The 25,284-nt window shown below is 73.6% G+C and carries 26 protein-coding genes and 1 pseudogene; 10 read left to right on the forward strand and 17 right to left on the reverse strand.

Annotated features, from left to right (window positions below):
* Nucleotides 1-4: 4 nt before the first annotated feature.
* From CRYAR_RS18580 to CRYAR_RS18600, 5 genes are all read right to left on the reverse strand, one after another.
* Nucleotides 5-586: a protoglobin domain-containing protein gene (locus CRYAR_RS18580; RefSeq protein WP_211247529.1), complete on the reverse strand. Its 582-nt coding sequence runs from the start codon at nt 584-586 to the stop codon at nt 5-7.
* A 141-nt stretch (nt 587-727) separates the two neighbouring features.
* The gene (locus CRYAR_RS18585; protein WP_051570603.1) at nt 728-2,068 is read right to left on the reverse strand and encodes an alpha/beta hydrolase; all 1,341 of its coding nucleotides are present in this window, start codon (nt 2,066-2,068) and stop codon (nt 728-730) included.
* Nucleotides 2,069-2,139: 71 nt separating this feature from the next.
* The gene (locus CRYAR_RS48120) at nt 2,140-2,628 is read right to left on the reverse strand and encodes a hypothetical protein (RefSeq protein WP_035852522.1); all 489 of its coding nucleotides are present in this window, start codon (nt 2,626-2,628) and stop codon (nt 2,140-2,142) included.
* Nucleotides 2,625-3,269 carry a response regulator gene (locus CRYAR_RS18595; RefSeq protein WP_035864717.1) on the reverse strand — a complete coding sequence of 215 codons (645 nt, stop codon included), beginning with the start codon at nt 3,267-3,269 and terminating at the stop codon, nt 2,625-2,627. Before CRYAR_RS18595 ends, CRYAR_RS48120 begins: the two co-directional genes overlap by 4 nt.
* Entirely contained in the window at nt 3,266-4,324 is a 1,059-nt protein-coding gene (locus CRYAR_RS18600) for a sensor histidine kinase (RefSeq protein ID WP_035864719.1), read from the reverse strand. The genes CRYAR_RS18595 and CRYAR_RS18600 overlap by 4 nt, the downstream gene beginning before the upstream one ends.
* Before the next feature lie 73 nt (nt 4,325-4,397).
* Between CRYAR_RS18600 and CRYAR_RS18605 the strand changes: the two genes are divergently transcribed.
* Entirely contained in the window at nt 4,398-5,312 is a 915-nt protein-coding gene (locus CRYAR_RS18605) for a S66 peptidase family protein (protein ID WP_035852523.1), read from the forward strand.
* Here the strand turns inward: CRYAR_RS18605 and CRYAR_RS18610 are convergent.
* Nucleotides 5,288-5,959 carry an HAD family hydrolase gene (locus CRYAR_RS18610; RefSeq protein WP_035852524.1) on the reverse strand — a complete coding sequence of 224 codons (672 nt, stop codon included), beginning with the start codon at nt 5,957-5,959 and terminating at the stop codon, nt 5,288-5,290. The two genes, CRYAR_RS18605 and CRYAR_RS18610, sit on opposite strands and share 25 nt — an antisense overlap.
* Nucleotides 5,960-6,056: 97 nt before the next feature.
* Here CRYAR_RS18610 and gnd point away from each other — a divergent pair, with 97 nt between their 5' ends.
* The gene (gene gnd, locus CRYAR_RS18615; protein WP_035852527.1) at nt 6,057-6,968 is read left to right on the forward strand and encodes a phosphogluconate dehydrogenase (NAD(+)-dependent, decarboxylating); all 912 of its coding nucleotides are present in this window, start codon (nt 6,057-6,059) and stop codon (nt 6,966-6,968) included.
* A 12-nt stretch (nt 6,969-6,980) separates the two neighbouring features.
* Nucleotides 6,981-8,114, forward strand: a complete 1,134-nt coding sequence (glf, locus tag CRYAR_RS18620) for a UDP-galactopyranose mutase (protein ID WP_035852529.1) — start codon at nt 6,981-6,983, stop codon at nt 8,112-8,114.
* Here the strand turns inward: glf and CRYAR_RS18625 are convergent.
* Genes CRYAR_RS18625 through CRYAR_RS18635 form a run of 3 tightly spaced genes read right to left on the reverse strand, consistent with a single transcriptional unit; the run spans nt 8,091 to nt 12,788 of the window.
* Nucleotides 8,091-9,869, reverse strand: a complete 1,779-nt coding sequence (locus CRYAR_RS18625; protein ID WP_051570605.1) for an ABC transporter ATP-binding protein — start codon at nt 9,867-9,869, stop codon at nt 8,091-8,093. The two genes, glf and CRYAR_RS18625, sit on opposite strands and share 24 nt — an antisense overlap.
* Entirely contained in the window at nt 9,866-11,626 is a 1,761-nt protein-coding gene (locus tag CRYAR_RS18630) for an ABC transporter ATP-binding protein (RefSeq protein ID WP_035852531.1), read from the reverse strand. The genes CRYAR_RS18625 and CRYAR_RS18630 overlap by 4 nt, the downstream gene beginning before the upstream one ends.
* A complete protein-coding gene (locus CRYAR_RS18635; RefSeq protein WP_035852533.1) occupies nt 11,616-12,788 on the reverse strand; it encodes a glycosyltransferase in 1,173 nt (390 codons plus the stop codon). The genes CRYAR_RS18630 and CRYAR_RS18635 overlap by 11 nt, the downstream gene beginning before the upstream one ends.
* Nucleotides 12,789-13,063: 275 nt before the next feature.
* On the opposite strand from CRYAR_RS18635, the gene CRYAR_RS43285 reads away from it, so the two are divergent.
* Nucleotides 13,064-13,681 carry a hypothetical protein gene (locus CRYAR_RS43285; protein WP_051570606.1) on the forward strand — a complete coding sequence of 206 codons (618 nt, stop codon included), beginning with the start codon at nt 13,064-13,066 and terminating at the stop codon, nt 13,679-13,681.
* Here CRYAR_RS43285 and CRYAR_RS48980 read toward each other — a convergent pair whose 3' ends face one another.
* Complete coding sequence (locus tag CRYAR_RS48980; RefSeq protein WP_035852534.1) at nt 13,682-14,515, reverse strand: hypothetical protein; 834 nt, start codon at nt 14,513-14,515, stop codon at nt 13,682-13,684.
* On the reverse strand, nt 14,463-15,452 hold the full coding sequence (locus CRYAR_RS48985) for an ATP-binding protein (RefSeq protein WP_035852535.1): 990 nt from the start codon (nt 15,450-15,452) through the stop codon (nt 14,463-14,465). Before CRYAR_RS48985 ends, CRYAR_RS48980 begins: the two co-directional genes overlap by 53 nt.
* A 23-nt stretch (nt 15,453-15,475) precedes the next feature.
* Between CRYAR_RS48985 and CRYAR_RS47395 the strand changes: the two genes are divergently transcribed.
* Both CRYAR_RS47395 and CRYAR_RS18660 read left to right on the forward strand, forming a co-directional pair.
* The gene (locus tag CRYAR_RS47395; protein WP_035852537.1) at nt 15,476-15,682 is read left to right on the forward strand and encodes a hypothetical protein; all 207 of its coding nucleotides are present in this window, start codon (nt 15,476-15,478) and stop codon (nt 15,680-15,682) included.
* Nucleotides 15,683-16,077: 395 nt separating this feature from the next.
* A complete protein-coding gene (locus CRYAR_RS18660) occupies nt 16,078-16,539 on the forward strand; it encodes an SRPBCC family protein (protein WP_051570608.1) in 462 nt (153 codons plus the stop codon).
* A gap of 11 nt (nt 16,540-16,550) precedes the next feature.
* Here CRYAR_RS18660 and CRYAR_RS18665 read toward each other — a convergent pair whose 3' ends face one another.
* Nucleotides 16,551-17,225 carry a DUF998 domain-containing protein gene (locus CRYAR_RS18665; RefSeq protein ID WP_051570609.1) on the reverse strand — a complete coding sequence of 225 codons (675 nt, stop codon included), beginning with the start codon at nt 17,223-17,225 and terminating at the stop codon, nt 16,551-16,553.
* A 78-nt stretch (nt 17,226-17,303) separates the two neighbouring features.
* The gene (locus CRYAR_RS18670; protein ID WP_051570610.1) at nt 17,304-18,164 is read right to left on the reverse strand and encodes a helix-turn-helix domain-containing protein; all 861 of its coding nucleotides are present in this window, start codon (nt 18,162-18,164) and stop codon (nt 17,304-17,306) included.
* A 39-nt stretch (nt 18,165-18,203) separates the two neighbouring features.
* Here CRYAR_RS18670 and CRYAR_RS18675 point away from each other — a divergent pair, with 39 nt between their 5' ends.
* A complete protein-coding gene (locus CRYAR_RS18675; protein WP_169745057.1) occupies nt 18,204-18,671 on the forward strand; it encodes a VOC family protein in 468 nt (155 codons plus the stop codon).
* Nucleotides 18,672-18,822: 151 nt separating this feature from the next.
* Here the strand turns inward: CRYAR_RS18675 and CRYAR_RS18680 are convergent, their stop codons facing one another.
* Together CRYAR_RS18680 and CRYAR_RS18685 are read right to left on the reverse strand one after the other, a co-directional pair.
* The gene (locus CRYAR_RS18680; RefSeq protein ID WP_035852539.1) at nt 18,823-19,860 is read right to left on the reverse strand and encodes a terpene synthase family protein; all 1,038 of its coding nucleotides are present in this window, start codon (nt 19,858-19,860) and stop codon (nt 18,823-18,825) included.
* Nucleotides 19,850-21,244: a cytochrome P450 gene (locus tag CRYAR_RS18685; protein ID WP_051570611.1), complete on the reverse strand. Its 1,395-nt coding sequence runs from the start codon at nt 21,242-21,244 to the stop codon at nt 19,850-19,852. The genes CRYAR_RS18680 and CRYAR_RS18685 overlap by 11 nt, the downstream gene beginning before the upstream one ends.
* Before the next feature lie 106 nt (nt 21,245-21,350).
* Here CRYAR_RS18685 and CRYAR_RS18690 point away from each other — a divergent pair, with 106 nt between their 5' ends.
* Together CRYAR_RS18690 and CRYAR_RS18695 are read left to right on the forward strand one after the other, a co-directional pair.
* Nucleotides 21,351-22,766, forward strand: coding sequence for a sensor histidine kinase (locus tag CRYAR_RS18690; protein ID WP_211247530.1), 1,416 nt, complete (start codon nt 21,351-21,353; stop codon nt 22,764-22,766).
* Nucleotides 22,763-23,443 carry a response regulator transcription factor gene (locus tag CRYAR_RS18695; RefSeq protein WP_035852541.1) on the forward strand — a complete coding sequence of 227 codons (681 nt, stop codon included), beginning with the start codon at nt 22,763-22,765 and terminating at the stop codon, nt 23,441-23,443. Before CRYAR_RS18690 ends, CRYAR_RS18695 begins: the two co-directional genes overlap by 4 nt.
* On the opposite strand, the pseudogene CRYAR_RS51325 reads toward CRYAR_RS18695, so the two are convergent.
* Nucleotides 23,402-24,109: pseudogene (locus CRYAR_RS51325) on the reverse strand (phosphatase PAP2 family protein); the annotation flags it as partial. The gene CRYAR_RS18695 and the pseudogene CRYAR_RS51325 sit on opposite strands and share 42 nt — an antisense overlap.
* A 69-nt stretch (nt 24,110-24,178) precedes the next feature.
* Entirely contained in the window at nt 24,179-24,907 is a 729-nt protein-coding gene (locus tag CRYAR_RS18705) for a TetR/AcrR family transcriptional regulator (protein WP_211247531.1), read from the reverse strand.
* Between the two features lie 149 nt (nt 24,908-25,056).
* Between CRYAR_RS18705 and CRYAR_RS18710 the strand changes: the two genes are divergently transcribed.
* On the forward strand, nt 25,057-25,242 hold the full coding sequence (locus CRYAR_RS18710) for a hypothetical protein (protein WP_051572101.1): 186 nt from the start codon (nt 25,057-25,059) through the stop codon (nt 25,240-25,242).
* Nucleotides 25,243-25,284 lie beyond the last annotated feature (42 nt).

Below are 25,284 nucleotides of genomic sequence, written 5' to 3' on the forward strand. Positions count from 1 at the left end.
CGACTTACCAGACGGACTTCGCGTACGGGTACGACCACAGCGTGACCTGCATCGTCACCGACTTGAACCAGGCGTTGAACATCGCCTCGACCTCCTCCTCACGGTGTCCGGCGGCGGTGAGGAACGGCCGGATCGTGGCGGTGATCGGGTAGATGAACCCGATCATGTAGCGGAGGGGGATGTAGGGGACGGAGTCGACGTGGTCGGTCTCGTTCTTCTTCTCGGCGGTGTGCCGGATCGCGATCTCCTGGTGGTACGCCAGCCACTGCTCGTCGTACGGGCGGTTGCAGGTGTCGAGGATCCAGTGCGCGAAGCGGGCCCGGACACGCGCCAGGTAGTCGGGGAGCGGGGTCCCGGACGGGGTCGAGAAGTACGCGACCAGGTGGGGGTTCGCGCCCACGAAGCCGTACCAGACGTCGAGGATCTGGTCGATCTGCGGGGCGAGCACGTCACCGGCGGTCTTGAGCGCGGCCTCGTCGGCCGAGCTGAACAGGACGGTGGCTTTCAGCTTCTCGAGGTCGTCGAGGGTGACGGGAGAAGGCCGGAGCGACGGGTCGTCGTAGTCGTAGCCCGGAGTGGTCATCATCTCAGTTCCTTCCATGGGGAGCCAGCGACGCACGCATGCGCGGTCGGGGCCCATCATGGCACACAGTCGATAGGAGTCCTACCTATCGACGCACTGATCGAACCGTCGATCACGTCGCGACTCCCCGTCCTGCGCGGGTGGTCATCCGGGGCACACCGTCCCCGGGGCCGGGAGCGCACCGGTGACGAAGAACCGGTTCACCGCCCCGGTGACGCAGGGACCGGTGCCGTACGCGCCGTGCCCGGTGCCGTCGCGGGTCAGCAGCCGGCCCGTCCCCAGGTTCCCGGCCGTACGCACCGCCCAGTCGTAGGGCGTCGCGGTGTCGTGCGTGGTGCCGACCAGCAGGATCGGCGTGGGGGAGGTGATGCGGTGCGGGTGGTAGGTGGCCGGGGTGGGCCACACGTTGCAGACGGTGGTCGCGGTCATCAGCCGCCCGAACAGCGGGTAGCGGGCGGCGGCGCGCCGGCTGTCCGCGATCACCTGGGCCGCGGTGCGGTGGTCGGGGAGGTCCAGGCAGTTGACGTCGGTGTTGAGGACGTCGCCGGCCTCGTCGTCGGCCGGCGGGTGGTACGTGCCCGCTCGCACCCGGGTGAGGTGCTCGTCGATCGCGGGCCAGTCGGCGGGGGAGGTCAGGTAACCGACGATCTCGCCACCGACGGCGGGTTCGGCGGTGATGCGCGGGATCAGCCAGGACCGGACCCGGGCCGGCGTCATGCCCTTCAGCGGGCAGCCGGGGCGGGACGCGCAGGTGTCCAGGTAGTCGGTGAACGCCTCCTCCTTCGCCCGGGTGGCTCCGTCGACGAACGGGCCGTTGGTGCTCGTCGTGTCGACCACCGCGTCCAGCGTCAGGCGCCCGACGCGCTGCGGGAAGAGGTCGGCGTAGAACTGGCCGATGCGGGTGCCGTAGGAGCCGCCGTAGTAGTTGAGCCGGGGCTCGTCCAGCACCTGGCGCAGGCGGTCGAGGTCGCGTGCGGTGCTGACCGTGTCGACGTGGTCGAAGAGCGGGCCGACGGCCGCGCGGCAGCGCCGGGCCCAGGCCGCGGTCTCCCGCTCGAACCGCTCCCGCTCGACGACGGTCGCCGGGACACCGGAGTCGGGGCGAGGACCGGGGCAGCTGATCGGCGCGGACCCGCCGACCCCGCGCGGGTCCCAGGCGACGACGTCGTAGGACGCGCGGAGGGCGGCGAACCGCGCTCCGGCCGCGGCGAGGAACTGGGTTCCCGGGATGCCGGGGCCGCCGGGGTTGACCACCACCGCACCGAGGCGCGTGCCGGTCGCCCGCAGGCGGGAGACCTTGAGGGTGATCGTGTCGCCGGCCGGCTCCGACCAGTCGACCGGAACCGTCACCCGGGTGCACTCCAGGGGCACGTCGCCGGCGGGGCACGGCTGCCAGCCCGGCGGTGCGGCCTGAGCGGTCCCGCCGAGCGCGGTCAGTGCGGTGGCGACGGCGGCCACGATGAGCGTCTTCGCGGAGCGGATCATGACCCCAAGCATCGAAAACCGCGCGCGGCGGCGGAACCCGGTCAGCGGGCCCTCCGGGGGTGAGGCCAGCCCTACCGCCGGGTGCGCGTCGAGACCGGGCCGCGCGCGCCGGTGATCGTGATCGGACCCGGCGCGGTGACGTCGAGCGGCCCGGTCACGCCGGTGACGTCGACGCGCCCGGCGGTGGCCGCCACCAGCCGCGTCCCCGGCGGAACGTCGATCTCGTAGCTGACGGCGCAGTTGACCCGGACGGTGATCACGCCGTCGCCGAGGCAGTCGCCGGTGAGCGTGAGCGTGTCGCCGCTCCGGCGCGCGGCGAGCCGGGGACGGGAGAGCGACCAGGAGGCCCGCCGGTGCACGGTGACGCGCGTGCCCCCGCCCCGCACGGCGAGCGTGCCGCTGCCGCCGGTGTTCTCGACGACCAGCCGGCGGACCCCGGCGTAGGTGACGGTGGACTCGACGCTCCGGCGGGACGTCGACGACACCGCCACCAGCGTGCCGACGAGCAGGACGGCCACCGTGAAGACCGAGCCGCCGACCCGCCATCGGGCCCGGCTCACGGGCGGTCGCCCCGCTCGAGGTAGCGCAGCACGGCCAGCACGCGCCGGTGATCGGTGTCGGCCGGCACCAGCCCGAGCTTGGCGAAGATGTTGTTGACGTGCTTCTCGACGGCGTGGCCACCGATCCCCAGCGTCGCCGCGATCGCCGAGTTGGACCGGCCCTCGGCCATCGTCGCCAGCACGTCGGTCTCGCGCGGGGTCAGCTGCCGCACCGGGCTCGTCCGCCGCCGCACGAGCAGCTGGGCCACCACCTCCGGGTCCAGGGCGGTACCCCCGGCCGCGACCCGGCGGAGGGCCTCGATGAACTCGTCGACGTCGGCGACCCGGTCCTTGAGCAGGTAGCCGAGCCCGCCGGTGTGACCGGCCAGCAGGTCGGCGGCGTAGCGCTCCTCGACGTACTGCGACAGCAGCAGCACGGCGACGTCCGGCCACCGCGCCTTGAGCGCGAGCGCGGCACGAACCCCTTCGTCGGTGTGCGTCGGCGGCATGCGGACGTCGACGAGCGCGAGGTCGGGGCGGTGCCGCTCGACCGCGCGCAGCAGCCCCTCGTCGTCGCCGACCTCGGCCACCACCTCGATGCCGGCCCCGGCCAGCAGCGTGACCAGCCCGGCCCGCAGGAGCACCGAATCCTCGGCGATCACGATCCGCACGGCAACTCCGCCTCCACCCGCGTCGGTCCGCCGGGCGGACTCTCGATCCGGAACTCGCCGTCCACCGCGGCGACCCGCTGGGCCAGCCCCTCCAACCCGCCCCCGGCGCGGCCGGCGGCACCGCCGACCCCGTCGTCGACGACGGTCAGCCGCAACCGGTCGCCCCGGCGGACCACCACCACCTCGACCCGCGACGCGTGCGCGTGCCGGGTCACGTTCGTCAGCGTCTCCGACACGACGAAGTAGGCGATCGCCTCGATCGCCGGTGGACAGCGACCGGCGACGTCGACGTGCAGCTCGACCGGCTGCGGCAGCCCGGCGACCAGGCCCGAGAGCGCGGCGTCCAGCCCCCGGTCGTCGAGCACGGCCGGGTGCAGCCCCCGGACGAAGTCGCGCAGCTCCGCGAGCACCGCCTTGGCCTGCCGGTGCGCCGACTCGACCGCGTCGCGCCCCGGCCCGTCGGCCAGTGCGGTGCGGGCCAGGCCCAGCGTCAGGGCCAGGGCGACGAGGCGCTGCTGGGTGCCGTCGTGCAGATCACGCTCGATCCGGCGGCGCTCGGCGTCGGCCGCCTCGATCGTCCGGGCCCGGGAGCGGGCCAGCTCGGCCAGGCGGGCGTCGAGCGCCTCGGCCGCGGTGGGCCCGAGCAGCCGCCGGGCCAGCGCGGCGTCGAGCCGGGCGAGCAGCGGGGCGGCACCGGCCGCGACGACCACCGGCACCACCCCGACCGGCCGGGAGGTCACCAGCAGCGCCAGCCCGTACGAGGCGGTGCCGGCCACCACCGCGAACCCGGCCGCGCTCACCGGCACGGCCAGCAGGTGGTAGCCGGTCTGCCGGCGCACCGCGGTGACCTCGGCGATCCCGACGTCGAGCAGCGCGGCGAACCGCCGGCGCTGGGCCGCGGTACGCCCGGCCACGACCGCGCGCAGCGGCCGCCCCGAGATCCCCGCGACGACGAGCACGGGCAGGATCAGGACGGCGCCGCCCAGCGCGACCGGCAGGCTGGTCAGCACGTGCACGACGGACGGCCAGAGGCTCCGCGGTCGCATCAGCTCACCCCACCTCCCGACGGGCAGCACAATAGTCGCCCGGTGTCCACTGAGTACGGCGAGGGAGCACGCGATGAGGGATATCCGTCCACCGCGGTTACGCCCCGGCGACCGGGTGGCGGTCGTCGCCCCGAGCGGCCCGGTGCCGGCCGACCGCCTCGACCGCGGCTGCGACCGCCTGCGGAAGGCCGGGTTCGAGGTGACGCTCGGCGCGCACGTTCTCGCCCGGCACGGCTACCTCGCGGGCACCGACGCCCAGCGCGCGGCCGACCTCACCTCCGCCTGGTGCGACGACGACGTCCGGGCGGTGCTGTGCGCGCGCGGTGGATACGGCGCCCTGCGGCTACTCGACCACCTCGACCCGGCGCGCTTCGCCGCCGCGCGGCCGAAACCGCTGCTCGGCTCCAGCGACGTCACCGTGCTGCACCGGTGGCTCGCTCGGCACGCCCCGGTGACGACGCTCTACGGCCCGATGGTGGCCGGCCGGGCGCTGGGCTCCGACGCGCTCGGCCCGCGCTGGGCCGAGCAGCTGATCAGCGTGCTGACCGCGCCGGACCGGTCCCGGCTCCTGCACAGCCCGCACGCGCGTGAGCTGGTCGCCGGACTCGCGACCGGCCCGGTCGTCGGCGGCAACCTCAACCTGCTGGCGGCGCTGCTCGGTACCACCGAGGTCGGCTCGGCGGACGGCTGTGTCGTGCTGCTGGAGGACGTCAACAAGGAGTCGCACCGGTTGGACCGGCTCTTCACCCAGTTGCTGCGGGCACGCTGGTTCGACGGTGCGGTCGGCGTCGTCGTCGGCAGCTGGCAGAACTGCGGCGAGGATGCGGACGCCATCCTGCTGGAGCGGCTCGGCCCGCTGGGGATCCCGGTGCTGACCGGCTTCGACGTGGGGCACGGCCCGCGTCAGCTCACGGTGCCGCTCGGCGTCCCGGCCGTGCTGGACACCGCGAGCCGCTCACTGCACTATCCGCGGCCGGCGCTGCGCTGAGACCGGCCGGGAAGGAGGTCGGTCAGCCGGACTCCGGCCAGCGACGTCAGCACGGTCTCGGCTCCCGAGAAGTCGTGGTCGACCGTGACCGGGCCGGGCACGGCGACGCAGCGCACCCCGGCGGCCCGGGCGGCCGCGATGCCGGTCGCGGTGTCCTCGATGGCCACCGCGGACCCGGCCGGGACGTCGAGGGCGGCGAGCGCGGCCAGGTACAGGTCCGGCGCGGGTTTCCCGGCCCGGACGTCGTCCCGGCAGACCACGAGGTCGAACGCGTCGCGCAACCCGACGCGGTCGAGGTGGCCGTGCACCCACTCCCGGGTGGCGCCCGAGACGACGGCGGCGGGCACCCCGGCCGCCGCGATCTCGGTGAGCAACGCGTGGACTCCCGGCAGTACCGGCAGGTCGCCGCTGAGCTGACGCAGCCGGGCGCGGATCCGCGCGGCCGCCACCGCCGGGTCGCCGGTGGCGGGCCCGAGCACGGCCCGGATCCGATCCGGACGCAGGCTCGGGACGCCGACCGCCGCGACGAACGCCGCCCGGTCGAACGGAACGCCCAGCGCGGCGCAGTCCGCACGCCACGCGGCCACCACGGCGGACTCGGTGTCGACGACGACGCCGTCGAAGTCGAAGAGCACCGCACCGTCCACTGTCGCCTCCGTGGTTTCCCTAACCCTGAGATGCCCAGCGGTGACCAAGCGTAGATTAACGGCGCGAAACATCGCTTCGCGCTCACGGGGAGAGCTCATGGACATCGGACTGGTAGGCGTAGGACGAATGGGCGCGGGCATCGCCCGCCACTGGCTGAAGGCCGGTCACCGGGTCGTGGCCCACGACCTCGACCGCGACGCCCTCGCGGTGCTGGCCCGCGACGGGGTGGAGCCGGTCGACGACCTGGACGCGCTGGTCGCGGCGCTACCGGCGCCGAGGACCGTGTGGACGATGCTCCCCGCCGGCGCGCCGACCCGCGGCGTCACCGCGTTCCTCGAGGACGCCCTGGCCGCGGGTGACCTGCTGATCGACGGGGGCAACACGAATTTCCACGAGTCGGTGGAGCGCGCCGGGCGGTGCCGGGACCGGGGGTTACGGTTCCTGGACGTCGGGACCTCGTCGGGCCTGCTCGGGCGCTCGGACGGCTACTGCCTGATGGTCGGCGGCGACCCCGATCTGGCGGCGGAGACGATGCCGCTGCTCCGGGCGATCGCGCCCGACGGGGGGTGCCGGTACGTGGGCCCGTCGGGTTCCGGCCACTACGTCAAGATGGTCCACAACGGTATCGAGTACGGGCTGCTGGAGGCCTACGCGGAAGGCTTCGAGGTACTCAAGGCCAGCGACTACAGCCTGGACCTGCCGGCGATCGCCGAGCTGTGGCGGCACAACAGCCTCGTCCAGTCCCGGCTGCTGGACCTGCTGGCCCGCAAGCTCGACGAGGATCCGGAGCTGTCGAAGTACTCCGACTACGTCGAAGACCTGGGCACCGGCCGGTGGACGGTGCTCGAGGCGATCGACAAGGACGTGCCGACCCCGGCGATCACCGCGGCGCTGCTCACGCGCCTGCGTTCCCGTCAGGACAGGTCGTTCGGCGGGCAGGTCCTCTCGTCCCTGCGCGAGGAGTTCGGCGGGCACGTCGTCGACCGGCCGACCGGTCCGGTGAGCTGACCGCGCGCCGGCGTGGATCTCCTCGTCGTCGGCGCGGGGCTGTTCGGTCTGACGGTGGCGGAGCGGTGCGCGACGCGCCTCGGTCTCGCGGTGACGGTCGTCGACCGCCGGCGGCACCTCGGCGGCAACGCGTTCAGCGACCTCGACCCGGCCACCGGGATCGAGGTCCACCGGTACGGCACACACGTGTTCCACACGTCGAACGAGGCCGTCTGGCGTTACGTGAACCGCTTCACCGAGTTCACCGGCTACCAGCACCGGGTGTTGTCGGTCCACGCGGGAAAGATCTACTCGCTCCCGGTCAACCTGGGCACGATGTGCGCCTACTTCGAGCGGGTGATGACGCCGGACGAGGCCCGGGCACTCATCCGGAGCCAGACCGCGGCCGACGTCGACCCCACCACGCTGGAGGGGCGGGCGATCGCCAGCATCGGCCGCCCGCTCTACGAGGCCTTCGTGCGCCACTACACCGCCAAACAGTGGCAGACCGATCCCCGGAACCTGCCCGCCGATGTCATCGGACGGCTGCCGGTGCGTTACTCCTTCGACAACCGCTACTTCGCCGACACCTACGAAGGGCTGCCCGCCGACGGGTACGGGACCTGGTTCGAGCGGATGGTCGCGCACCCCGCCATCGAGGTTCGGCTCGGGACCGACTACTTCGCGCACCGGACGGAGTTCCCGGCCGACGTGCCGGTGGTCTACACCGGCGCGCTCGACCGGTACTTCGACTACGTCCACGGCGCCCTGGGTTGGCGCACGCTGGATTTCGAGTGGCGGACCGAACCGACCGGGGACTTCCAGGGCGCCCCGGTGATCAACTACGCGGATCCCGACGTCCCGTTCACGCGAGTTCACGAGTTCCGGCACCTGCACCCCGAGCGACGCCACTATCCCTCCGGCACGACCGTGATCGCGCGTGAGTACTCCCGGTTCGCCGGCCCGCAGGACGAGCCGTACTACCCGATCAACTCCCCGGCGGACCGGGCGGCGGTGGCCCGCTATCGGGAACTGGCCCGAGCGGAGCGGCGCGTGCTGTTCGGCGGCCGCCTCGGCACGTACCGGTACCTCGACATGCACATGGCCGTGGCGTCGGCGATGACGCTCGTCGACAACGCGGTGTCACCGCTCTTCGGCCGCGGGTGAACCGTCGAGCGGCCGCCCGTGGCCGTCGGCGTGCAGGTCGGCGAACGCACCGGTCCCACGCGCCAGCAGCGCGGCCGGTGGCCCGTCGTCGACGATGCGCCCTTCGGCGACGACCAGGACCCGGTCGACGGTCTCCACCGTGGAGAGGCGGTGGGCGATGACCAGCGCGGTCCGCCCGGTCAGCAGGGTGCGCAGCGCCGTCCGCATCGCGCGCTCGGTGGGGATGTCCAGGGCCGCGGTCGCCTCGTCGAGCACGAGCACGGCCGGGTCGGCGAGGAACGCGCGGGCGAACGCGATCAGCTGGCGCTGCCCGGCCGAGAAGCGGGTTCCGCGGCTGTGCACGTCGGTGTCGTACCCCTGCGGGAGGCTTTCGACGAACCGGTCCGCGCCCGCCATCCGCGCCGCCGCCTCGATCTCGGCCCGGGTGGCGTCCGGCCGCCCGACCGCGATGTTGTCGGCGACCGATCCGGCGAACAGGAACCCTTCCTGCGTGATCAACAGGACAGCGCGGCGCAGGTCGGCGTCGGACAGCGCACGCACGTCGATGCCGTCGAGCGTGATCCGGCCGGACTCGGGGTCGTAGAAGCGGGCGACGAGCTTGGCGACGGTGGACTTGCCCGCGCCGGTGGCCCCGAGCAAGGCGACGGTCCGCCCGGCCGCCAGCCGCAGCGACAGCCCGGCGATCTCCGGTGACGCCGACCCCGCGCGGTAGGAGAACGACACGTCCTCGAACACGACCTCACCACGCGGACGGCGCCCGAGCGGGACGGGCCGGGCGGCCTCGGCGACCCGGGGCTCCGCGGCCAGGATCGCGCCGATCCGGTCGAGGCCGGCCAGCGCGGCCTGCAGCGAGTCGAACACCAGCGGCAGCGCGGTGACCGGGGCGAAGAACTGCGCGACGTAGAGCAGGAAGGCGGCGAGGACGCCGACCCGCAGGCTGCCCTCGGCGACCCGCAGCCCGCCGACGACCACGACCACCAGCGCGGCCAGGCTGAACACGAGCTCGAGGACGGGCCACAGGATCCCGCGCAGCGTCAGGATGCGTGTCGTGGCCGACCGCAACCGGCCGGTGGACGACGCGAACGCCTCGTCGTTGCGGCCCTGCCGACCGAACGCCTGCACGACGCGGATCCCGTTGAGCGCTTCGACCAGCTGCGCCGTGCTCTCCGCGCTCGCCGCGCGCTGGGCCCGGAACGCCGGCCCGAGCTGCCGGGCCTGCCAGGCGAGCAGGGCGGCGAGCGGCAGCAGCGCGGCCAGCGTCACCGCGGCCAGCTCGACGTCGAGCAGCAGCATCGCCGCCGTCGTGAAGACGAGCGTGAACGCCGACTGCGCCACGGTGGCCAGCGGTGTGCCGAGCAGGGCGGTCACGGCCTCGGTGTCGGCCGTCTGCCGGGCGATCACGTCACCGGCCCGGACCCGCTCGTGGTACGCGACCGACAAGCGGCGCAGCGCGTGGAACGTCTCGGTGCGCAACGCCAGCACGATCGCCTGCCCGATCGTCCCCGCGCCCCGGAACCACCGTGCCTGGAGGAAGCCGGCCGCGACGGCGGACCCCACGATCGCCACGGCGATCGCGGCGAGCGGGGCGGCGTCGGAGTTCCGTAGGCGGGGGATGCCGGTGTCGATGGCCACGCCTACCAGCCAGGGCGCGGCGACCGCGCACGCGCCCTGCCCGGCGCCGACGGCCAGCAGGCCGAGCAGGCGACGCCGGTGCGGGGAGGCGAGCCGCGCGAGCAACCGGAGCGGCTCCCTCATCGGGCCGGACCGCTCGTCGTGGTCTCCGCGGCGATCAGGACGTGCCGGTAGGCGGCGCTGCGGTGCATCAACTCCGCGTGCGTGCCGACGTCGACGATCCGGCGGTCAGCGAGGACGGCGACCCGGTCGGCCAGCCGGGCGGTGGCCGGGCGGCGCGCGATCAGCAGCGTCGTCACCGCGCCGAACTCCGCCCGGAGCCGCCGCTCGATCGTCTCTTCGGTGCGGACGTCGAGGGCCGACATCGGGTCGTCGAGCACGAGCAGTCGGGGCCGGCCGAGCAGCGCCCTGGCCAGCGTCAGCCGCTGGCGCTGGCCACCCGAGAGCGACAGGCCCCGCTCCCCGACGAGCGTGTCGAGCCCGTCCGGCAACGCGTGCACGAACTCGGCCCGTGCCACCGACAGCACCCGGTCGAGCTCCGCGTCGCTGGTGTGCTCACGGCTCAGCACCAGGTTGTCACGCACCGTCGCGGAGAACAGCGTGGCGTCCTCGAAGGCGATGCCGACCGCCGCGCGCAGCTCGTCCAGCGCGAGGTCCCGGACGTCGATGCCACCGATCAGGACGCGTCCGGCGCCGGGGTCGACCAGCCGGCCGACGAGGTCCACGAGCGTGGTCTTCCCGCTGCCGGTGGCTCCGACGAGCGCCACGGTCTCGCCGGCCGCGACGTCGAGATCGACGCCGTCGAGCGTCGGAGAACCCGCACCCGGGTAGGAGAAGCCGACCGCGTCCAGGCGCAGGGACAACGCGGGCGCGGGCGGCAGCGGCACGGGGTGCGGGGGATCGGTGACGTCCGGCTCCGCGGCGGTGATCTCGGCGATCCGCCGGGCCGCGCTGATCTCCTCCTGCAGGCTCGCCAGGAGCGCACCGGCCACGTTGACCGGGAACAACATGCGCAGGTAGAGCGTCGCGAAGGCCACGAACGAACCGACCGACACCGCCCCGTCGGCCACGGCCACGCCGCCGCCGACCACGACGAGGCTCAGCACGGCCAGCGGGTACACGGTCAGCCCCGCGCGGAACGACGCGTTGAGCCGTACCTTCGCCAGTTCGGCGTCCCGGACACCGGCGGCGGCCCGGTCGAACCGGGCGGCGGCGAACCGCCAGCCGCCGACGGACGTCAGGACACGGACGCCGAGCACCGCCTCCTCGGTGACCGTGGCCAGGTCGCCGGTGCGGTCCTGAGCGAGCCGGGCGGCGCGTCCGAACCGGGTGCGGAAGCGGCCGCTGGCGACCGCCAGCGGGATCATCGCGGCGACGACGAGCAGGCCCAGCACCGGGTGGATGATGACCAGCATCGTCGCGGTGACGACCAGCGCGACCGTGTTCGAGACCAGGAAGACCAGCGTCTCCTGGTGCAGGAAACCGACCCGGGTGACGTCGCCGATGACCCGGGAGACGGCCTGACCGCTGCCGTGGCGGTCGTGGTGGAGCGCGGACAGGCGCTGCAGCCGCCGGAACAGATCACGCCGGAGAGCCGCCTCCATCCGGGCCGAGTCCCGCGTCGGCCACCGGCGCAGCCCGTAGCAGACCGTCTGCAGCACGGCCAGCCCCAGCAGCACGGCCGCGTACCGCCAGAGCCCACGGTGGTCACCGTCGCGGATCGGACCGTCGATCATCCGAGCGAACACGAACGGCGTGACGGTCTGCGCGACGAGGCTGAGCACGTCGGCGACGACCATGATCGCCAGCCCGCGCCGGTACGGACGCAACCACGGCCACAGCGTGCGCCACGCCCCGGCGAGCGAGTGCTCAGCCCGCATTCGCCACCGTGATCAGCCGGGCGATCGGCGGCACGAAGTTCGCCATGTCGTAGCGCTTCTTCAGCCGCCGGATGTTGTCGCGCAGCGCGTCGTAGAGCGAGGCGTCGACGACGAGCCGCTCCATCGCGTCGCGCACCGCGCCGACCGTGTTGTCGACGACCAGCCCGACGCCGTGCTCCTCGACGAACGCTCCGATCGCCCCGGGCCGGGACACGATCATCGGCTTCTCGTAGACCAGCATCTCGCGCATCCGCATGCTCAGGAACAGGTGCATCTGGAGGACCGAGCCGTAGGTCAGCACGAGCGCCCGGCACGACGCGAGGATCGCCGCCTTCGCGGAGAAGTCGGGTGGCGCGCCGAGTTCCACGTACGGGAGGTGCTCGTCGGTCTTCCGCCGGACGATGCGTTGGTGCGCGAGCGTGTGCTCGCCGGGATACAGGAACCGGAACCGGACGTCCCGGCCGGACTCGCGCAGCGCGGTGACCGCGTCGATCAGCAGATCCACGCCGTCGTAGTGGTTGTAGAGCCCGCCGTTCCAGAGAAACGTGTCGCCGGTCGGCTCGAGCGAGCCGGTCGGCAGGCTGCGCCGGTGGTAGCTCACCACGGGCAGCGGCAGGATCGTGTCGCCGAGCGAGACGTGGTCGGCCGGCCGCACCTGGAACGTGTTGATCAGCTCGCCGAGCTTGAGCAGCTTCTCCTGCGGTTCGCCGACGAGGTAGGAGCAGGCGAGCTCGTTGAACCGGGTGTGGGTGCGGATGACGCCGTGGAAGTAGTTCTCTTTCTGCTGGTCGTCCTCCATCCGCACCACCGACGCGAACGTCAGCTGTTCGACCGGGGAGAGGTAGGAGTCGTAGATCAACGACCGGTCGTGTCCGGCGAGGAACTCGATCAGGTCGGGGTCCTCGCGCAGACAGAAGAGGAACACGCGGGCGCAGGCGAGGATGTCGTCGGGGGTGAGCGTCTCCCGGTCCAGCACGTCGACCGGGAGATCGTCGAAGTCGGTGGCGCCGGGGGCGACGATCGCGACCCGGGTACCGAGGTCGTGCAGGCTGAGCGCGAGTTCCAGGCAGCGGTACCCGGCCCCGGTCTGGAATCGCCCGATGTGGAAGTTGGCGGAGAGGATGACGACGTCGTAGCGGAGCGTGTCGGCCGCCTCGGCCATCGGGTGATCCTTCCGCCGGCTGCGTGTCCTTCCCGATTATGAGACGCCCCGGGTCCTCCCGATGCCGGACCCGCAAAGGCAGGAGGCGGGTCGGACGGGAGGTGCCGGACGTACGGGACCCGGTCCGGCCGGGCTACTGTTGGCCCCACCGAGGTCTCTCCGAGCGTTGACAGCTTCGTCGGCGTCGTCCTGGGCGAACCGCGAACCGCCGGCCACCGCCGGGGACGGGCCGATGTCGTGACACCAGTTCTCTTCCGCCACCGTGCGGTCGCGCGATGACCGGCGTGACACTGGTGGCGTTCGTGCGGGTTCCGCCGGACCAGGCGCAGCAGCTGGCGTCCTACGAGAACGTCGTGCTGGGTTTACTGCCCACGCACGGGGCGCTCGTCGAGCGCCGGTGGCAGTCGGTGGACGGGTGCACCGAGGCGCACCTGCTCAGCTTCCCGTCCCGGGAGGCGATCGACGCGTTCGACGCCGATCCGCGCCGGGCCGCGGCGCGAGCCGGCATCGACGGTTCGGGCGTGCGGGCGCTGCGGTTCGTGGTCGAACCTGAGGAGGGCCCGCAGGGCATCGTGCTCTGGCGGTTCCGGACCGACGGCCGGATCGGCATCCTGCTGAAGCGCGGACAGGACATCGCCGACGTCGACCTCCGGCTGACCGCCGACGTGCTGCTGTCCCAGGACCGCTACCTGGCGGCCGCGGAGCGGCTGGCCCGCACCACGCTCGGCGACGACGTCGAGCCGTCCGATCCGGAGTTCACGTTCTACGTGGGCCGCGAATGGGTGCTGCGGTTCGCCGAGGGCGGCCGGGACCCGTTCGGCATCTTCGTCGTGTTCGACGACCGCGACGCGGTCCGGCTGGAAGACCTCGAGCCCGGCGACGTCCTGGAGTGATCACCCCGGACCGGCGGTGCCCTCGTCGAGGCCCTCGAGCTGCCGCCGGGAGTTGAGGCCGAGCTTGCGGAAGATGTCGCGCAGGTGCGCGTCGACGGTGCGGGGGCTCACGTAGCGCCGGGCCGGCGATGTCGGCCGAGGTCGCGCCGGTCGCGGCGAGGCGGGCGACGTACCGTTCCCGCGCGGTGAGCTCGTCGTAGGGATGGGCCGACCGGCTGGGCGCGGTCCCGCCACTGGCGCGGGGTTCGTCGGCGGCGCGCCGGGCGAACGCGTCCAGGCCGGCGTCGGAGCAGAGCTCGTGGGCGAGGCGCAGCTGGCGGCGGCGGTCGCGGCAGCGGCCCCGGCGGCGGAGCCGGGCCCGGGGGCCGCGATGCCCGGCCCGGTCTCGGTCCCCCCGGCGCGGGCGCGTTCGGTCAACGCGTCCAGGGCGGTCCGGGCGGTCCCGGTCCGGCCGCGGCGCACCGCGGCTTCCACCAGTTCGGGCAGCGCGGCGCCGGCGAGGAAGAGGGCGCCGGACGCGACCGCCCTGGCGGCGGCGTCGAGCGCGGCCGGGTGGTCGGCCAGCCCGTTGCTGAGCACGGCCATCGACCAGTGCACGTTGGCCACCAAGTGGCCGGACCCGGGTTCCGCGGCGGCCGCGGCGACGGTGTCGAACAGGGCGACGGCGTCCCGGTGGCCGCGGACGGCGGCGACGTGCAGGCGGTCGTAGTGCAGCGGAGCCAGACCGATCGCGTCGGCGATCGCCTCCCCCTCGATCATCGCGGCGACAGCACGGTCGAGGTCACCACTGAGCGCGGCGCTGGACGCGATCTGGCCGAGCCCGAGCCGGAGCACGAGGGGCGACCCGGAGGCGCGGCCGGTCTCGACGAGCGACTCGGCGATCGTCCGATGGGTCCGGACGTCCCACGGCTCGGCCGCGAGCAGGGTCGCGAGGGCGGGGCGGTGCGTCCACAGCGGCACCCGGGTGTTCTCCAGCTCGCGGCGGATCAGCGGCGCCGCCGCCTGTGGCCAGCGTGGCCAGCGTGGCCAGCGTGGCCAGCGTGGCCAGGGCGTGCAGGAGGTCCGGCGGGCGTCCGGCCGGGGAGGCGGACCGGGCGGAGTCGAGCACCAGGTCCATCACACCGGTGGCCCGGCCGACGAACCGGCTCGTCTCCAGCGCGTCGAGGAGGCATTCGCGGGCGCGGGGCGGGTCGGACTCCCGGAGCCGCTCGGCGGCGCGCCGCATGAACTTCGGGCCGTCGGTGGCGTCGTGGCGGGCGAGCGCGATCCGGCCGCGGAGGAAGTCGACGTCCGCGCCGGTCCGGGTCGGCGATCGGGTCGGTGGCGTCGGCGAGCGCCGCGTGGGCCGGTGCAGGTCGTTCTCGTCCGCCACGGTCCGGGCGGTGAGGACCAGGGCGATCGGCTCGGCGGCGAGCCGGCGCGCCACGAACGTGATCGCCTTCGCCGACGCGGGGTCGAGCCACTGCGCGTCGTCCACGAGGCACAGCAGCGGACGTTCCCGCGCCGCGGTCGCCAGCAGGTTCAACGCCGCCAGGCCGACCGTGAACAGCTCGGCGGCGCCGGGCGCGGCGGCGAACACGATCCGCAGGGCGTCGCGGTGCGCGGCCGGCAGGGCCGGGAGACGGTCGAGGAACATCGAACACAGCCCGGCCTCGCCGTGCAGCACCAGCGCCCCGCCCCGCCCCGCACGGGCAGCCGCGCTCAGCGCGTCGAGGCGCCGGATCTCGTCGTGGCGCCCGACGAGCCCGGCCGGGCGCGCCTCCGTCCACATGGGCGAACGGTAACGCGTCCGGAGTGGGGGCCCGCGGGACGCCCGGGTACGAGGGCCCAGCCGGCGCCGCCGCGACGGTGGGCCGGTGGGCCGGGGACCGCCAGGCGAGCCAGCCGCGGCACAGCACGTACGCGATCGCGGTCACCACGATCCCGTCGATGATCGCGGTCTGGGTCGCGAACGGCAGCCCGAGGACGATCAGCGCGTGGAGGGTGACCAGCCCTTTCTGAAGCAGGATCAGCTCGACCCCCCCGTTGGGCCCGGGGGGCGACGGCGAGCAGCGCCCAGAGCCCGGCGAAGACCAGGTAGGCCGTCGTTCGCCGGAACTCGGTGAGCACGAAGTCGTCCGGCGCGTCGGAGATCCGGAGCGATCCGTCGACGAAAGCCCCCAGGGTGGCGACCGCGCGGACCGCGAGCAGGATGCGGCCGATTCGATCGGCGGCGGGGAGAGGAAGGTCGGTAGTCACCCGACCACCCGGTCCGCGCCGGCCGGGCCAACGCGTCGGTGACGCCTACGTGTCTTCCGGCCCGTCGAGCCGAGGATAGGTGGGTTTCGCCTAAGCGAAGCGGACTCGCCCTCTTCCACAATGGGCTGAGCCCTGTCCGCCCGACCTCTGGGATCTTCATGAACGACATGCCGACCGTCGACGAGACGGCCCCGGTGATCAGCCGGCACGAGCTGACGACCCCCGCATCGGCGGAGGACGTCTGGCGCGTGCTCACCGACATCGACTCGTGGACGACGTGGCTCCCCGACATCTCGCACGCCGGTCTCGAGACCCCGGGCCCGCTCGCCGAGGGCTCGGTCTTCCGATGGGTGGCACCCGGCCGGGACGTCGTCTCGACGGTCGTGCTGGCGCGCCCGTTCGAGCGGCTGGTCTGGACCGGCCAGGTCAACGGCCCCGGCGGCATCTCCGGCGTCTCCGCCTGGACGTTCACGCCCGGCGGTGACGGTCTGCTCGTGTCCGCCGCGGAGTCCCTCGCGGGTCCGCCCGCCGAGGCGGCCGCGGAGCAGATCCAGCCCGCTCTCGACGAGGGCCTCGCCCGCTGGATGCGTTTCCTGCTGAACGCCGCCGAAGCGAAGTAGAGCGCGATGGTTCACCGGGCCGCGGGCCCGGTGAACCACAGGGCCCGGCCCAGCAGCACGAAGCCGATGAGGAACGGGTAGAGGATTCCCCGTTCGGCCAGTCCGATGAGGATTCCGGCGCCGGAGCCGAGGACGACCGCGAAGGCGATGATCGAGACCAGCCCGACCACCCCGAGGCCCACCAGCACGCGGCCCAGCCGACGGGAGACGCCGAGGTACCGGTACGAGCGCCCCAGCAGCACCGACAGCACGTTGCCGGCGACGAAGGCCAGCATCGCCCCGAGCCCGTGGTAGTCGGTCGTGCCGTCGTCGCCGGATCCCGGGTACAGGCCCACGAGGACGCCACCGACGCCGAGCGCCGCGCCGAGCCCGACCACGACCCGGCGGCGCCGCGGCGGCAGGCCCCGCAGCAGCACCACGCCGGCCAGCGCGGCCAGCCCGAACAGCACGAAGCCGGTGTTCATCACCCACGCCAGCGGCGAGTACATGAACTGGCCGAACACGGTGGCCGGGCCGTGGACCCCCAGGTTGCTGACGAAGTGGTGCGTGTAGCTGTACGGCGGGTCCGACCACGCCGCCGCCGCGACGAACTCGGCGGTGAAGAACACCGCGCTGCTGGCGGCGAGTGCCGCCGCGGCCCGGCGGTTCACGACTGCTCCCGAGCCTGTACCGATGATGCCGATCATGAGGTCTCCTGCACGGAGTCGGAGGAACGAACCGTGCAGAAGACTGCGGGGGACGGCTGTCAGCGGGCTCTCACGGCGCTAACACGGACGCCGGGGCGGTGAGAGCAACCGGTCCAGTGCGCCGCGGGCGTCGGTGCCGGGCCGGGCCGTCAGCACCACGATCCGCAGGTCGCTGTCCTGGATCGGAAGGATGTTGGCGTCCAGCGCGATCTCGCCCACCTCCGGATGCACCGCGACCTTGTGCGCGCTCTCGTGCGCCGCGACGACCGGCCGCGCCCACAGCTCGCGGAACCGCGCGGTGCGGTCGAGCCGCTCGATCAGCGCCGCCACGTCGGGGTCGCCCGGGTAGCGACCGGCGGTGGTGCGGAGGTCGGCGACCAGGGAGCGCTCGAACCAGTCCCGTTCCGCCGCGCTCTGGCGGACCCGCGGGTTGAGCCCTTCGAACTGGATGATCATCGCGTTGCGGTCGGCGGCCGGCGCCTCGGACGGGTCGCCCCACACCGCCGTGAACAGCGGGTTCCAGTGCAGCAGCTGCCAGGTGGCGTCGTGGACCGACAGCGGGTGGGCGTCCAGCTGGTCGACGACGCGGCGCACGCTCGCCGGGATCAGCCGGGGGACGCGGTCCGGGCCGACGACGTGGCCGGCCAGCCGTAGCAGGTGCGCCTGTTCGGTGTCCGACAGCTGCAACGCGCGTGCCAGGGCCAGGCAGACCTGAGCCGAGGGAGTGGCCCCCCGGCCCTGCTCCAGCTGCGCGACGTACTCGGCCGAGATCCCGGCCAGCGTCGCGAGCTCGCCGCGGCGCAGGCCCGTGACGCGGCGCGCCGCGTGCCGATCGACGCCGAGCGTCGCCGGGTCCGTCCGGTCGCGCCAGGCCCGGAGCGCGACGCCGAAGATGCTCCGCCCTTCCCGGGTAGTACTTCCGGTACGCGCATGATCCATGGCTCCCTCTCCGAGGCCTCGGTGTTCCAGCATCGACGGATGTTCACAGTGACCCGGATGAACCACATCGGTGTGCCCGTCAGCGACCTCGACCGATCGGTGCGATGGTACGAGGACGTGCTGGGCATCGCCGCGAACGGCGTGACGATCTCGGCCGACAACGCCGCGCTCGGCGCCGTGCTGGAGGTCGAGAACCCGGCGATGCGCGCGGCGTTCTCGCTCGCCGGTGACAACGTGCTGCTCGAGCTGATCCAGTACGACCGTCCGACCCCGAAGCCGTTCACCGGCCGCAACTGTGACGTCGGCATGATGCACCTCTGTTTCGAGGTCGACGACCTGGACGCCGCGGTGCGTGACCTGAAAGAACGCGGTGTCCACCTCAACGCGGACCCGGTGGTGCTGGCCGCCGGTGACGGGATCCACCCGGGTGCGCTGGCCGGTACCAGGATTCTCTACCTGCGTGATCCGGACGGCATCCAGCTGGAGCTGTTCGAGCTGGCCCGCTGACCCCGGCCGGCATCAGCCGCCGACACGCAGGACGTCGCCGAGCCGGCGGGCACCGGCCTCGATCGACGCGCTCGCCCGGATGGAGGCCGTAGGCCTCGTCGTCGAGGAGCCCCGGCGCAGCGACCCGGCGCCGGGGCCTCCGCTAACGGGCCTAAGCCGTACGCAGCTGGTCCCACCACCAGTCGATCGGCACCAGGTGCGGGGCGGCCGCGCGGCCGTCCGCGGGCGTCTCGGCCCACGGCGACGCCGAGCCGGTGCCGTAGCGCGGCACCCGGACGCTCCACTCCAGATTGCCGCGGATCAGGTGGTCGAGCCGGGTCAGGTGCCGTCGCACCGTGGACGAGCCGTCCTCGTCGAGCTGGGCCCGCAGGCCCAGGTAGAGGCACATCACCCGGTCGTGGAGCTCGACCGTGCGGGCCAGCGCCGCCTCCGCCGTGCCGCCGTCCCGGTGCCGGATCACGCCGACGATGTTGGACTCCAGCACGTCGTCGTCGGCCTCCTTGCGGAAGGAGAACAGGTCGTTGCCGATCGTGACGAGCAGGTTCGCGGCCTGGGTGACCGCCCGGACGGTGGGCTCCTCCCGGTCGGCGTCGGTCAGGACGCTGCCCTCGGCCAGCTCGATCAGCGAACCGGTGAGCCGCATCGCCCGGTCCCGCGGCCCCAGGTTCAGGTACTCGGTGAGCGTCGGCATCGTGCCGGCCACCCGGTGCGCGGTCAGGCAGGCCACCGAGAAGAACCACTCCAGGTTGCCGTCGGCCCAGCGCCGGACCACCGCCGCGGGCGCGCCGGCCCGCGCCCGGGCCGACAGGTTCCGGAACGCGGCCGCGAACGGGTCGTCGTCCGCGGGTGCCTCCGGGTGGTCGAGGGCGTGCATCAGCCGCATCATCAGCGGGATCAGCCGGCCGGGCCGGTCGGCGATCGGCCCGGCGTCGAACCGGGTGTCGTCGATCACGAACCCGAGGTGGGTCCAGTCCGAGACGAGCTGGAGGCCGGCCCCGGTGCCGCCGGGGGCGATCCGGCAGGCCCACTCGGCCGGTCGGGTGGCCCGGATCCGCTCGCGCGTCCGGTCGTCGTCGAGGAGCCCGAAGCGCTCCAGCCAGGCGACGCTGCGACGCCCGATCGGCCCCGACTCCGGATGCATCCGCGTCGGCAACGGGCAGTAGAGCGCGGGTACCGGATCACGCGGCACGGACGGGCTCCGGTGTCATCACGAGCCGGTCGGGGTGGATCGTCACCCGCGGCACCGGCTTGGGGGCACGGTCCCCGGTGGGCGTCATCCGCCACTGCCGGAACGTCTCGGCCAGGATGATCGTCATCTCGTCCCAGGCGAAGTTGTCGCCGATGCACTGCCGGGTTCCGGCGCCGAACGGCAGGAACGCGGTGCGTGGGATCGACGCGGCCCGCTCCGGCGACCAGCGGCCGGGGTCGAACCGGGCGGGGTCGGGATAGACGACCGGGTCACGGTGGATGACGTACGGGCTGAACACGACGTCGGCGCCGGCCGGGAGCACGAAGTCCCCGAGGACGCCCGGGGCGCTGACCTTGCGGGTCAGCAGCCAGGCCGGGCCGTAGAGGCGCATCGTCTCGTGGATGATCCGGCGCAGGTAGGTCAGCGACTTCAGGTCCTCGGCACGCAGTGGACGCTGCCCGCACACCGCGTCGAGCTCCGCGTGCACCTTCCGCTCGACGTCGGGGTCGCGGCCGACCTCGTACAGCGCCCACAGGATGCTCGCGGTGGAGGCCTGGCCGTTCGTCGTCACGAACGTGATCACCTCGTCCTCGAGCTGCGTGCGGCTCATCCGCTGCCCGCTCTCCGGGTCCGCGGCGTCGAGCAGCAGGTCGAGCAGGCCGGCCCGGTCGGGATCGGCGGGGCCCCCGTCGTTCGAACGGGCGCCGTGCGCGTCGATCAGAGCGCCGATCGCCGTCCGCAGGTCGCGGAGGCTGGCCTGGTAGCGGCGCTGGGTCGGGGTCGGGATCGCGCCCAGCGCGCGCGGCAGGATCGTCGCCCGGATCGTGCCCGCCATCACGTCGGGCAGCACCCGCTGGAACTCCCGCCGGACCTCGGTCGGCGGTTGCGCCCCCAGCAGCGCGGAGAGGAACACCGACAGCGTCAGCTCCTGCATGTCGTCGTCGGTGCGGCGGGGCTCGCCGGGCGCCCAGCCGCCGACGACCGAGCGGGCCGTCTCGATCATCACCCCGGCGCGGCCGGCGATGAACGAGCGGCTGAACATCGGCTGCATCAGCCGGCGCTGTCGCCGGTGCCGGTCGCCGTCCGGCACGGTCGCGAGACCGTTCCCGGCGAACCGGCTGAGCGCCTCGATCAGCCGCCCGCCTTTGTGGAACGAGCCGGATTCGGCGGTGAGCATCGAGTAGGTCAACTGTGCGTCGGTGACCACGTAGACCGGCACCCGCCCGAGACCGAGGCGGACGACCGGGCCGTGCCGGCGCAGCTCGTCCATGAACTCCAGCGGACGCCGGAGCAGCGGTACCACGTGTCCGAGCAGCGGTAGCGCACCCGGAACCGCCGGAGGAGTGCCGCGGTCGGCGCTCGCGACCCCGTGTTGCAACGACATGCCTTCGCCCCGTCCAAAGTAAGTAGGAGTCCTACCATACTCCGGGTGGTGCGAATTGGACTTTCGACAATGTCGGACCGCTCCGGAAACCCGTACCGTCGCCGCCGTGGACAGCACGCTGCTCGGCGCGAGGGCCGCGACCACCGGGTTCACCGTGGCCGCCGTCGTCGCCGCCGGTCTGAGCATCGGGAACGGGTGGTGGGCCGGGCCGGCCGCCCTCGCGGCCTTCCTGGCCGGGCAGCGGCCGGGGCGGACCGCACCGATCGCGTCGGCGCTGGTCGCGGTCCTCGCCGCCGGCGTCGTCGCGCTGGTGGTCGTCCCCGCGTGGCTCACGCTGGCCGGCCGGTTCGTCGTCGTCGTGAGCCTCGCGCTGACGCTGCCCTGGTTCACGGGTCGGTTCTGGCGCCAGTGCCGGGAACTCGTGCGTGCCGGTTGGGAGCGGGCCGCACAGCTGGAGCGCGAGCAGCAGCTGATCGCCGAGCACGCCCGGCTGCGTGAGCGGACCCGGATCGCCCAGGACATCCACGACGTGCTCGGCCACGATCTCAGCCTGATCGCGCTCTCGGCCGGGGCGCTGAAGCTCGCTCCCGGCCTCGAACCGTCCCATCGGCAGGCCGCCGGTGACATCAGGGCCAGGGCGGCGGCCGCCGTGGAGCGTCTCGGCGAGGTGATCGGTGTGCTGCGTGACGACGCCGACCAGCCCCCGACGGCTCCCGGAGACGCCGGTCTCCCGGAGCTGATCGCCGAGGCGTCCGCGGCCGGCCTGCCGGTTGAACTGCACGTCGGCGGCGACCCCGGTGCACTGCCCGCCGCGGCCGAGCGGGCCGTGCACCGCGTCGTGCAGGAGGCGCTGACCAACGTGGCCAAGCACGCCGCCGGCGCCGCGGCGACGGTCCGGGTGCTCCACACGGCGGCCGGGACCCACGTCGTCGTCGAGAACGGTCCGCCACCGCCGGCCGCGGACCGGCGACCTCTCGCCCGGACGGGGGGCCACGGCCTGATCGGTCTCCGGGAGCGGGTGAGGCTGGCCGGCGGTTCGCTCGAGCACGGGCCGCACGGCGGCGGCTACGCGGTCGCCGCACGCATTCCGCGGCAGCCGTCACGACCGGCGCCGGCGACCGCGCCCGGCGGCACGCTGCCCCCGGAGCACCGCCGGGCCCGGCGCCGGGTCGGCCGGGCGCTCGTCGCCGCGGTCCTGGTGCCGCTGGTGAGTGGAGCGGTGCTGAGCGGAGCGCTCATGGTCGCCGAGACGCTGTCGGCCTCGCGGTCGGTGCTGGACCGCGACGACTACGCCCGCCTGTCGGTGGGGCAGAGCCGCTCCGAGGTGGAGCGTTTCCTGCCGGACCGGCAGACCAACCACCGACCGCGGGTGGCCGAGCCGACCGGAGACGGCATGACCTGTGAGTACTACGCGATGACGGCCGACCGCTTCGACGACCGCTCGGGCGACGCCTACCGGCTCTGCTTCCGAGGGAACACCCTGGAGTCCGTGGACGACCTCACGCCCGCGGGCAGCCGATGATCCGCGTCCTGATCGCCGACGACGAGGCGATGATCCGGGCCGGGGTGCGTGCCGTCCTGACCACGGACCCGACGATCGAGGTCGTCGCCGAGGCCGCCGACGGGCGGGACGCGGTGGAACTGGTCCGCCGTCACCGCCCGGCCGTGGCCGTACTGGACATCCGGATGCCGAAGGTCAACGGCATCGACGCGGCGGCCGAGATCCGCCGCGCCGTGCCGGCCACCGGCGTCCTCATGCTGACGACGTTCGGCGAGGACGACTACATCCTCCGCGCGCTCGGTGGCGGCGCCGCCGGCTTCCTGGTCAAGTCGGGGGAGCCGGAGGAGCTGATCAGGGCCGTCCACGCGGTGGCCGAGGGTGCCGCCTACCTGTCACCGAAGGTCGCCGCCCGGGTCGTCGCGCATCTGGCCGCGACCGGCGTGGGAGCCCCGGCCGGTCGACGCTCCGCGGCCCGGGAGCGGGTGGCGGCTCTCACGACCCGGGAACGGGAGGTACTGGTCTTCCTCGGGGGCGGCCTGTCCAACGGGCAGATCGCTCGGCGGCTGCACGTCGTGGAAGGAACGATTAAAGCGCACGTCAGCTCCATCCTGGCGAGGCTCGGCGTGGACAACCGCGCGGCCGCCGCGGTGGTGGCCCACGAGGCCGGGATCGTTCCCGCGGCGCAGTCCGAGCCGTGACACCGCCCACCGGGCGGGCGGCAGGAACACGAGCACGACGACCCCCACCGCGGTGGTGCCGACGACCGCGCCGGCGAGCACGTCGTGCGGGTAGTGCGCGCCGACCAGCACGCGCAGGATCGCGGCGAGCCCGGCCAGCGGCAGCGTGATCGCGGCGAGGCGGGGCCACAGCACCGCCAGGCCGACCGCCAGCCCGGCGGCCAGAGTGGCATGGTTGCTCGGAAAGGACCAGTCGCCGACGTCCGGGCAGTCCGCGACCAGGCCGGCGGCCGCGTCGACGCCACGGCAGGGCCGCTCCTCCTCCACCACCAGCTTCACCGCCTCGCTCATCGCGTACGCCGCGACGGTGCCGAGGCCGATCAGGGCGGCCCCGGCGACCCCGCGGGCGTCCTTCCGGCGGATCGCCGTCCACCCCACCCGGACCAGCAACAGCCCGAGGACCACGAGCGTGGCCTCGGTGGCCACCGCCAGGAGCGGGCCCACCCCGGACGGTGCGTGCGCCACCATCTCGACCACCCGCCGGTAGGCGGACGCCGACGCTCCACCGGTGAGGTCGACCAATCCATCGGGGGAGAGGAGGCTGACGAGTCCGATTCCCCAGAGCGCGACCCCGGATGCTCCGATCAGCCGCGCGGTTCGTGTCGTCGTTGCCGGTTCTCGTTCCATCGGCCCGAAACTAGGAGCGAGCGCCGCGCCGGACCCGGATCGAACGGCCACCGCGACCCCTGACGATCGTCAGCCTTGACCGGCTCGTTCGTCCTCCAGTATCCGGGCCAGGTGGTAGTCGAGGGTGCGCCGGACGTCGGCCGTGCTCCGGCGCCGGTGCAGCAGGTCGACCCCGAGCCCGGTCACGCCGCTCACCAGCAGGTCCGCCTCCCGGGCCGGGTCGATCGACGGCCGGGGGCCTGCGGCGGTGATCAGCGTGGCGACCAGGTCCTCCAGGGGCGTCTCCGCGTGGAGGAAGACGGCCGCCAGCGCGGCGTCGGTGAGGCTCCACTCGTAGTAGGCGCTCAGCACGCGGAGGCTCCGGCGGCGCGGCGCGTCGAGGGGGAGCAGTTCCTCGAGGGTGGCCCGGAGCAGGACCCGGGGATCGGAGGCGTCGCGCAGCGCCGCCAGACGCGTCCGGGCGCGGCGCTCGTTGTCGCGGTGGAGGGCCTCCAGGGCACCGACGAGCAGCTGACGTTTGCTGGTGAAGTGGTACTGCACGACCCGCGGGGTCACGCCGGCCGTCGCCGCGACCTCCCGGATCGTCGCCCGCCGCAGACCGCGTTCGGCGGCGATCCGCCAGACCGCCTCGAAGATCCGATGCTGACGCGCGGGGACCGCGGGCGCCGGTTCGGGCGGGTTCTTGCGGGCCCGGTACGCCTGCGCCTGGCACGCGCGGGAGCAGTAGACCGGGCGTCGGCCCCGCCCGGACGGCCGCAGGTCCGCGCGACAGACCCGGCACCGCGTTTCGTCACGCACTTCTTCGACACTAGCAGGGCATTAGCGTGACGTATCGGCTTGCTTGCCGTTGTCAGCGCTCTACTCCCGGTGCTGTCATCGGTACAGACGTATCGCGGCAACTCGGGGAGCTGAAGCACGTGCAGCGTCAGGTCGTTCTTGTGGTCGGCATGGTTCTTCTGGTCGTGGGAGCGCAGGGCGCCGTCCGGCTGATCGCCGATCACGACGACGGTGGACTTCTGGGGTGGGTGCCGGGCGGCTTCTGGGTCCGGGCGGCGTGCTACGCCCTCGCCGTCGTGGCCGGAGTCGGCCTGGCGGCACGGGGCGCCAAGGCGCGAGCGACCGACGACCGATGACCCGGCGGCCCCGGCTCGCGGCGCCCTACCGGGCCGGAGCTG

Origin of the sequence: Cryptosporangium arvum DSM 44712, assembly GCF_000585375.1 — a bacterium.
GTDB classification, from domain to species: domain Bacteria; phylum Actinomycetota; class Actinomycetes; order Mycobacteriales; family Cryptosporangiaceae; genus Cryptosporangium; species Cryptosporangium arvum.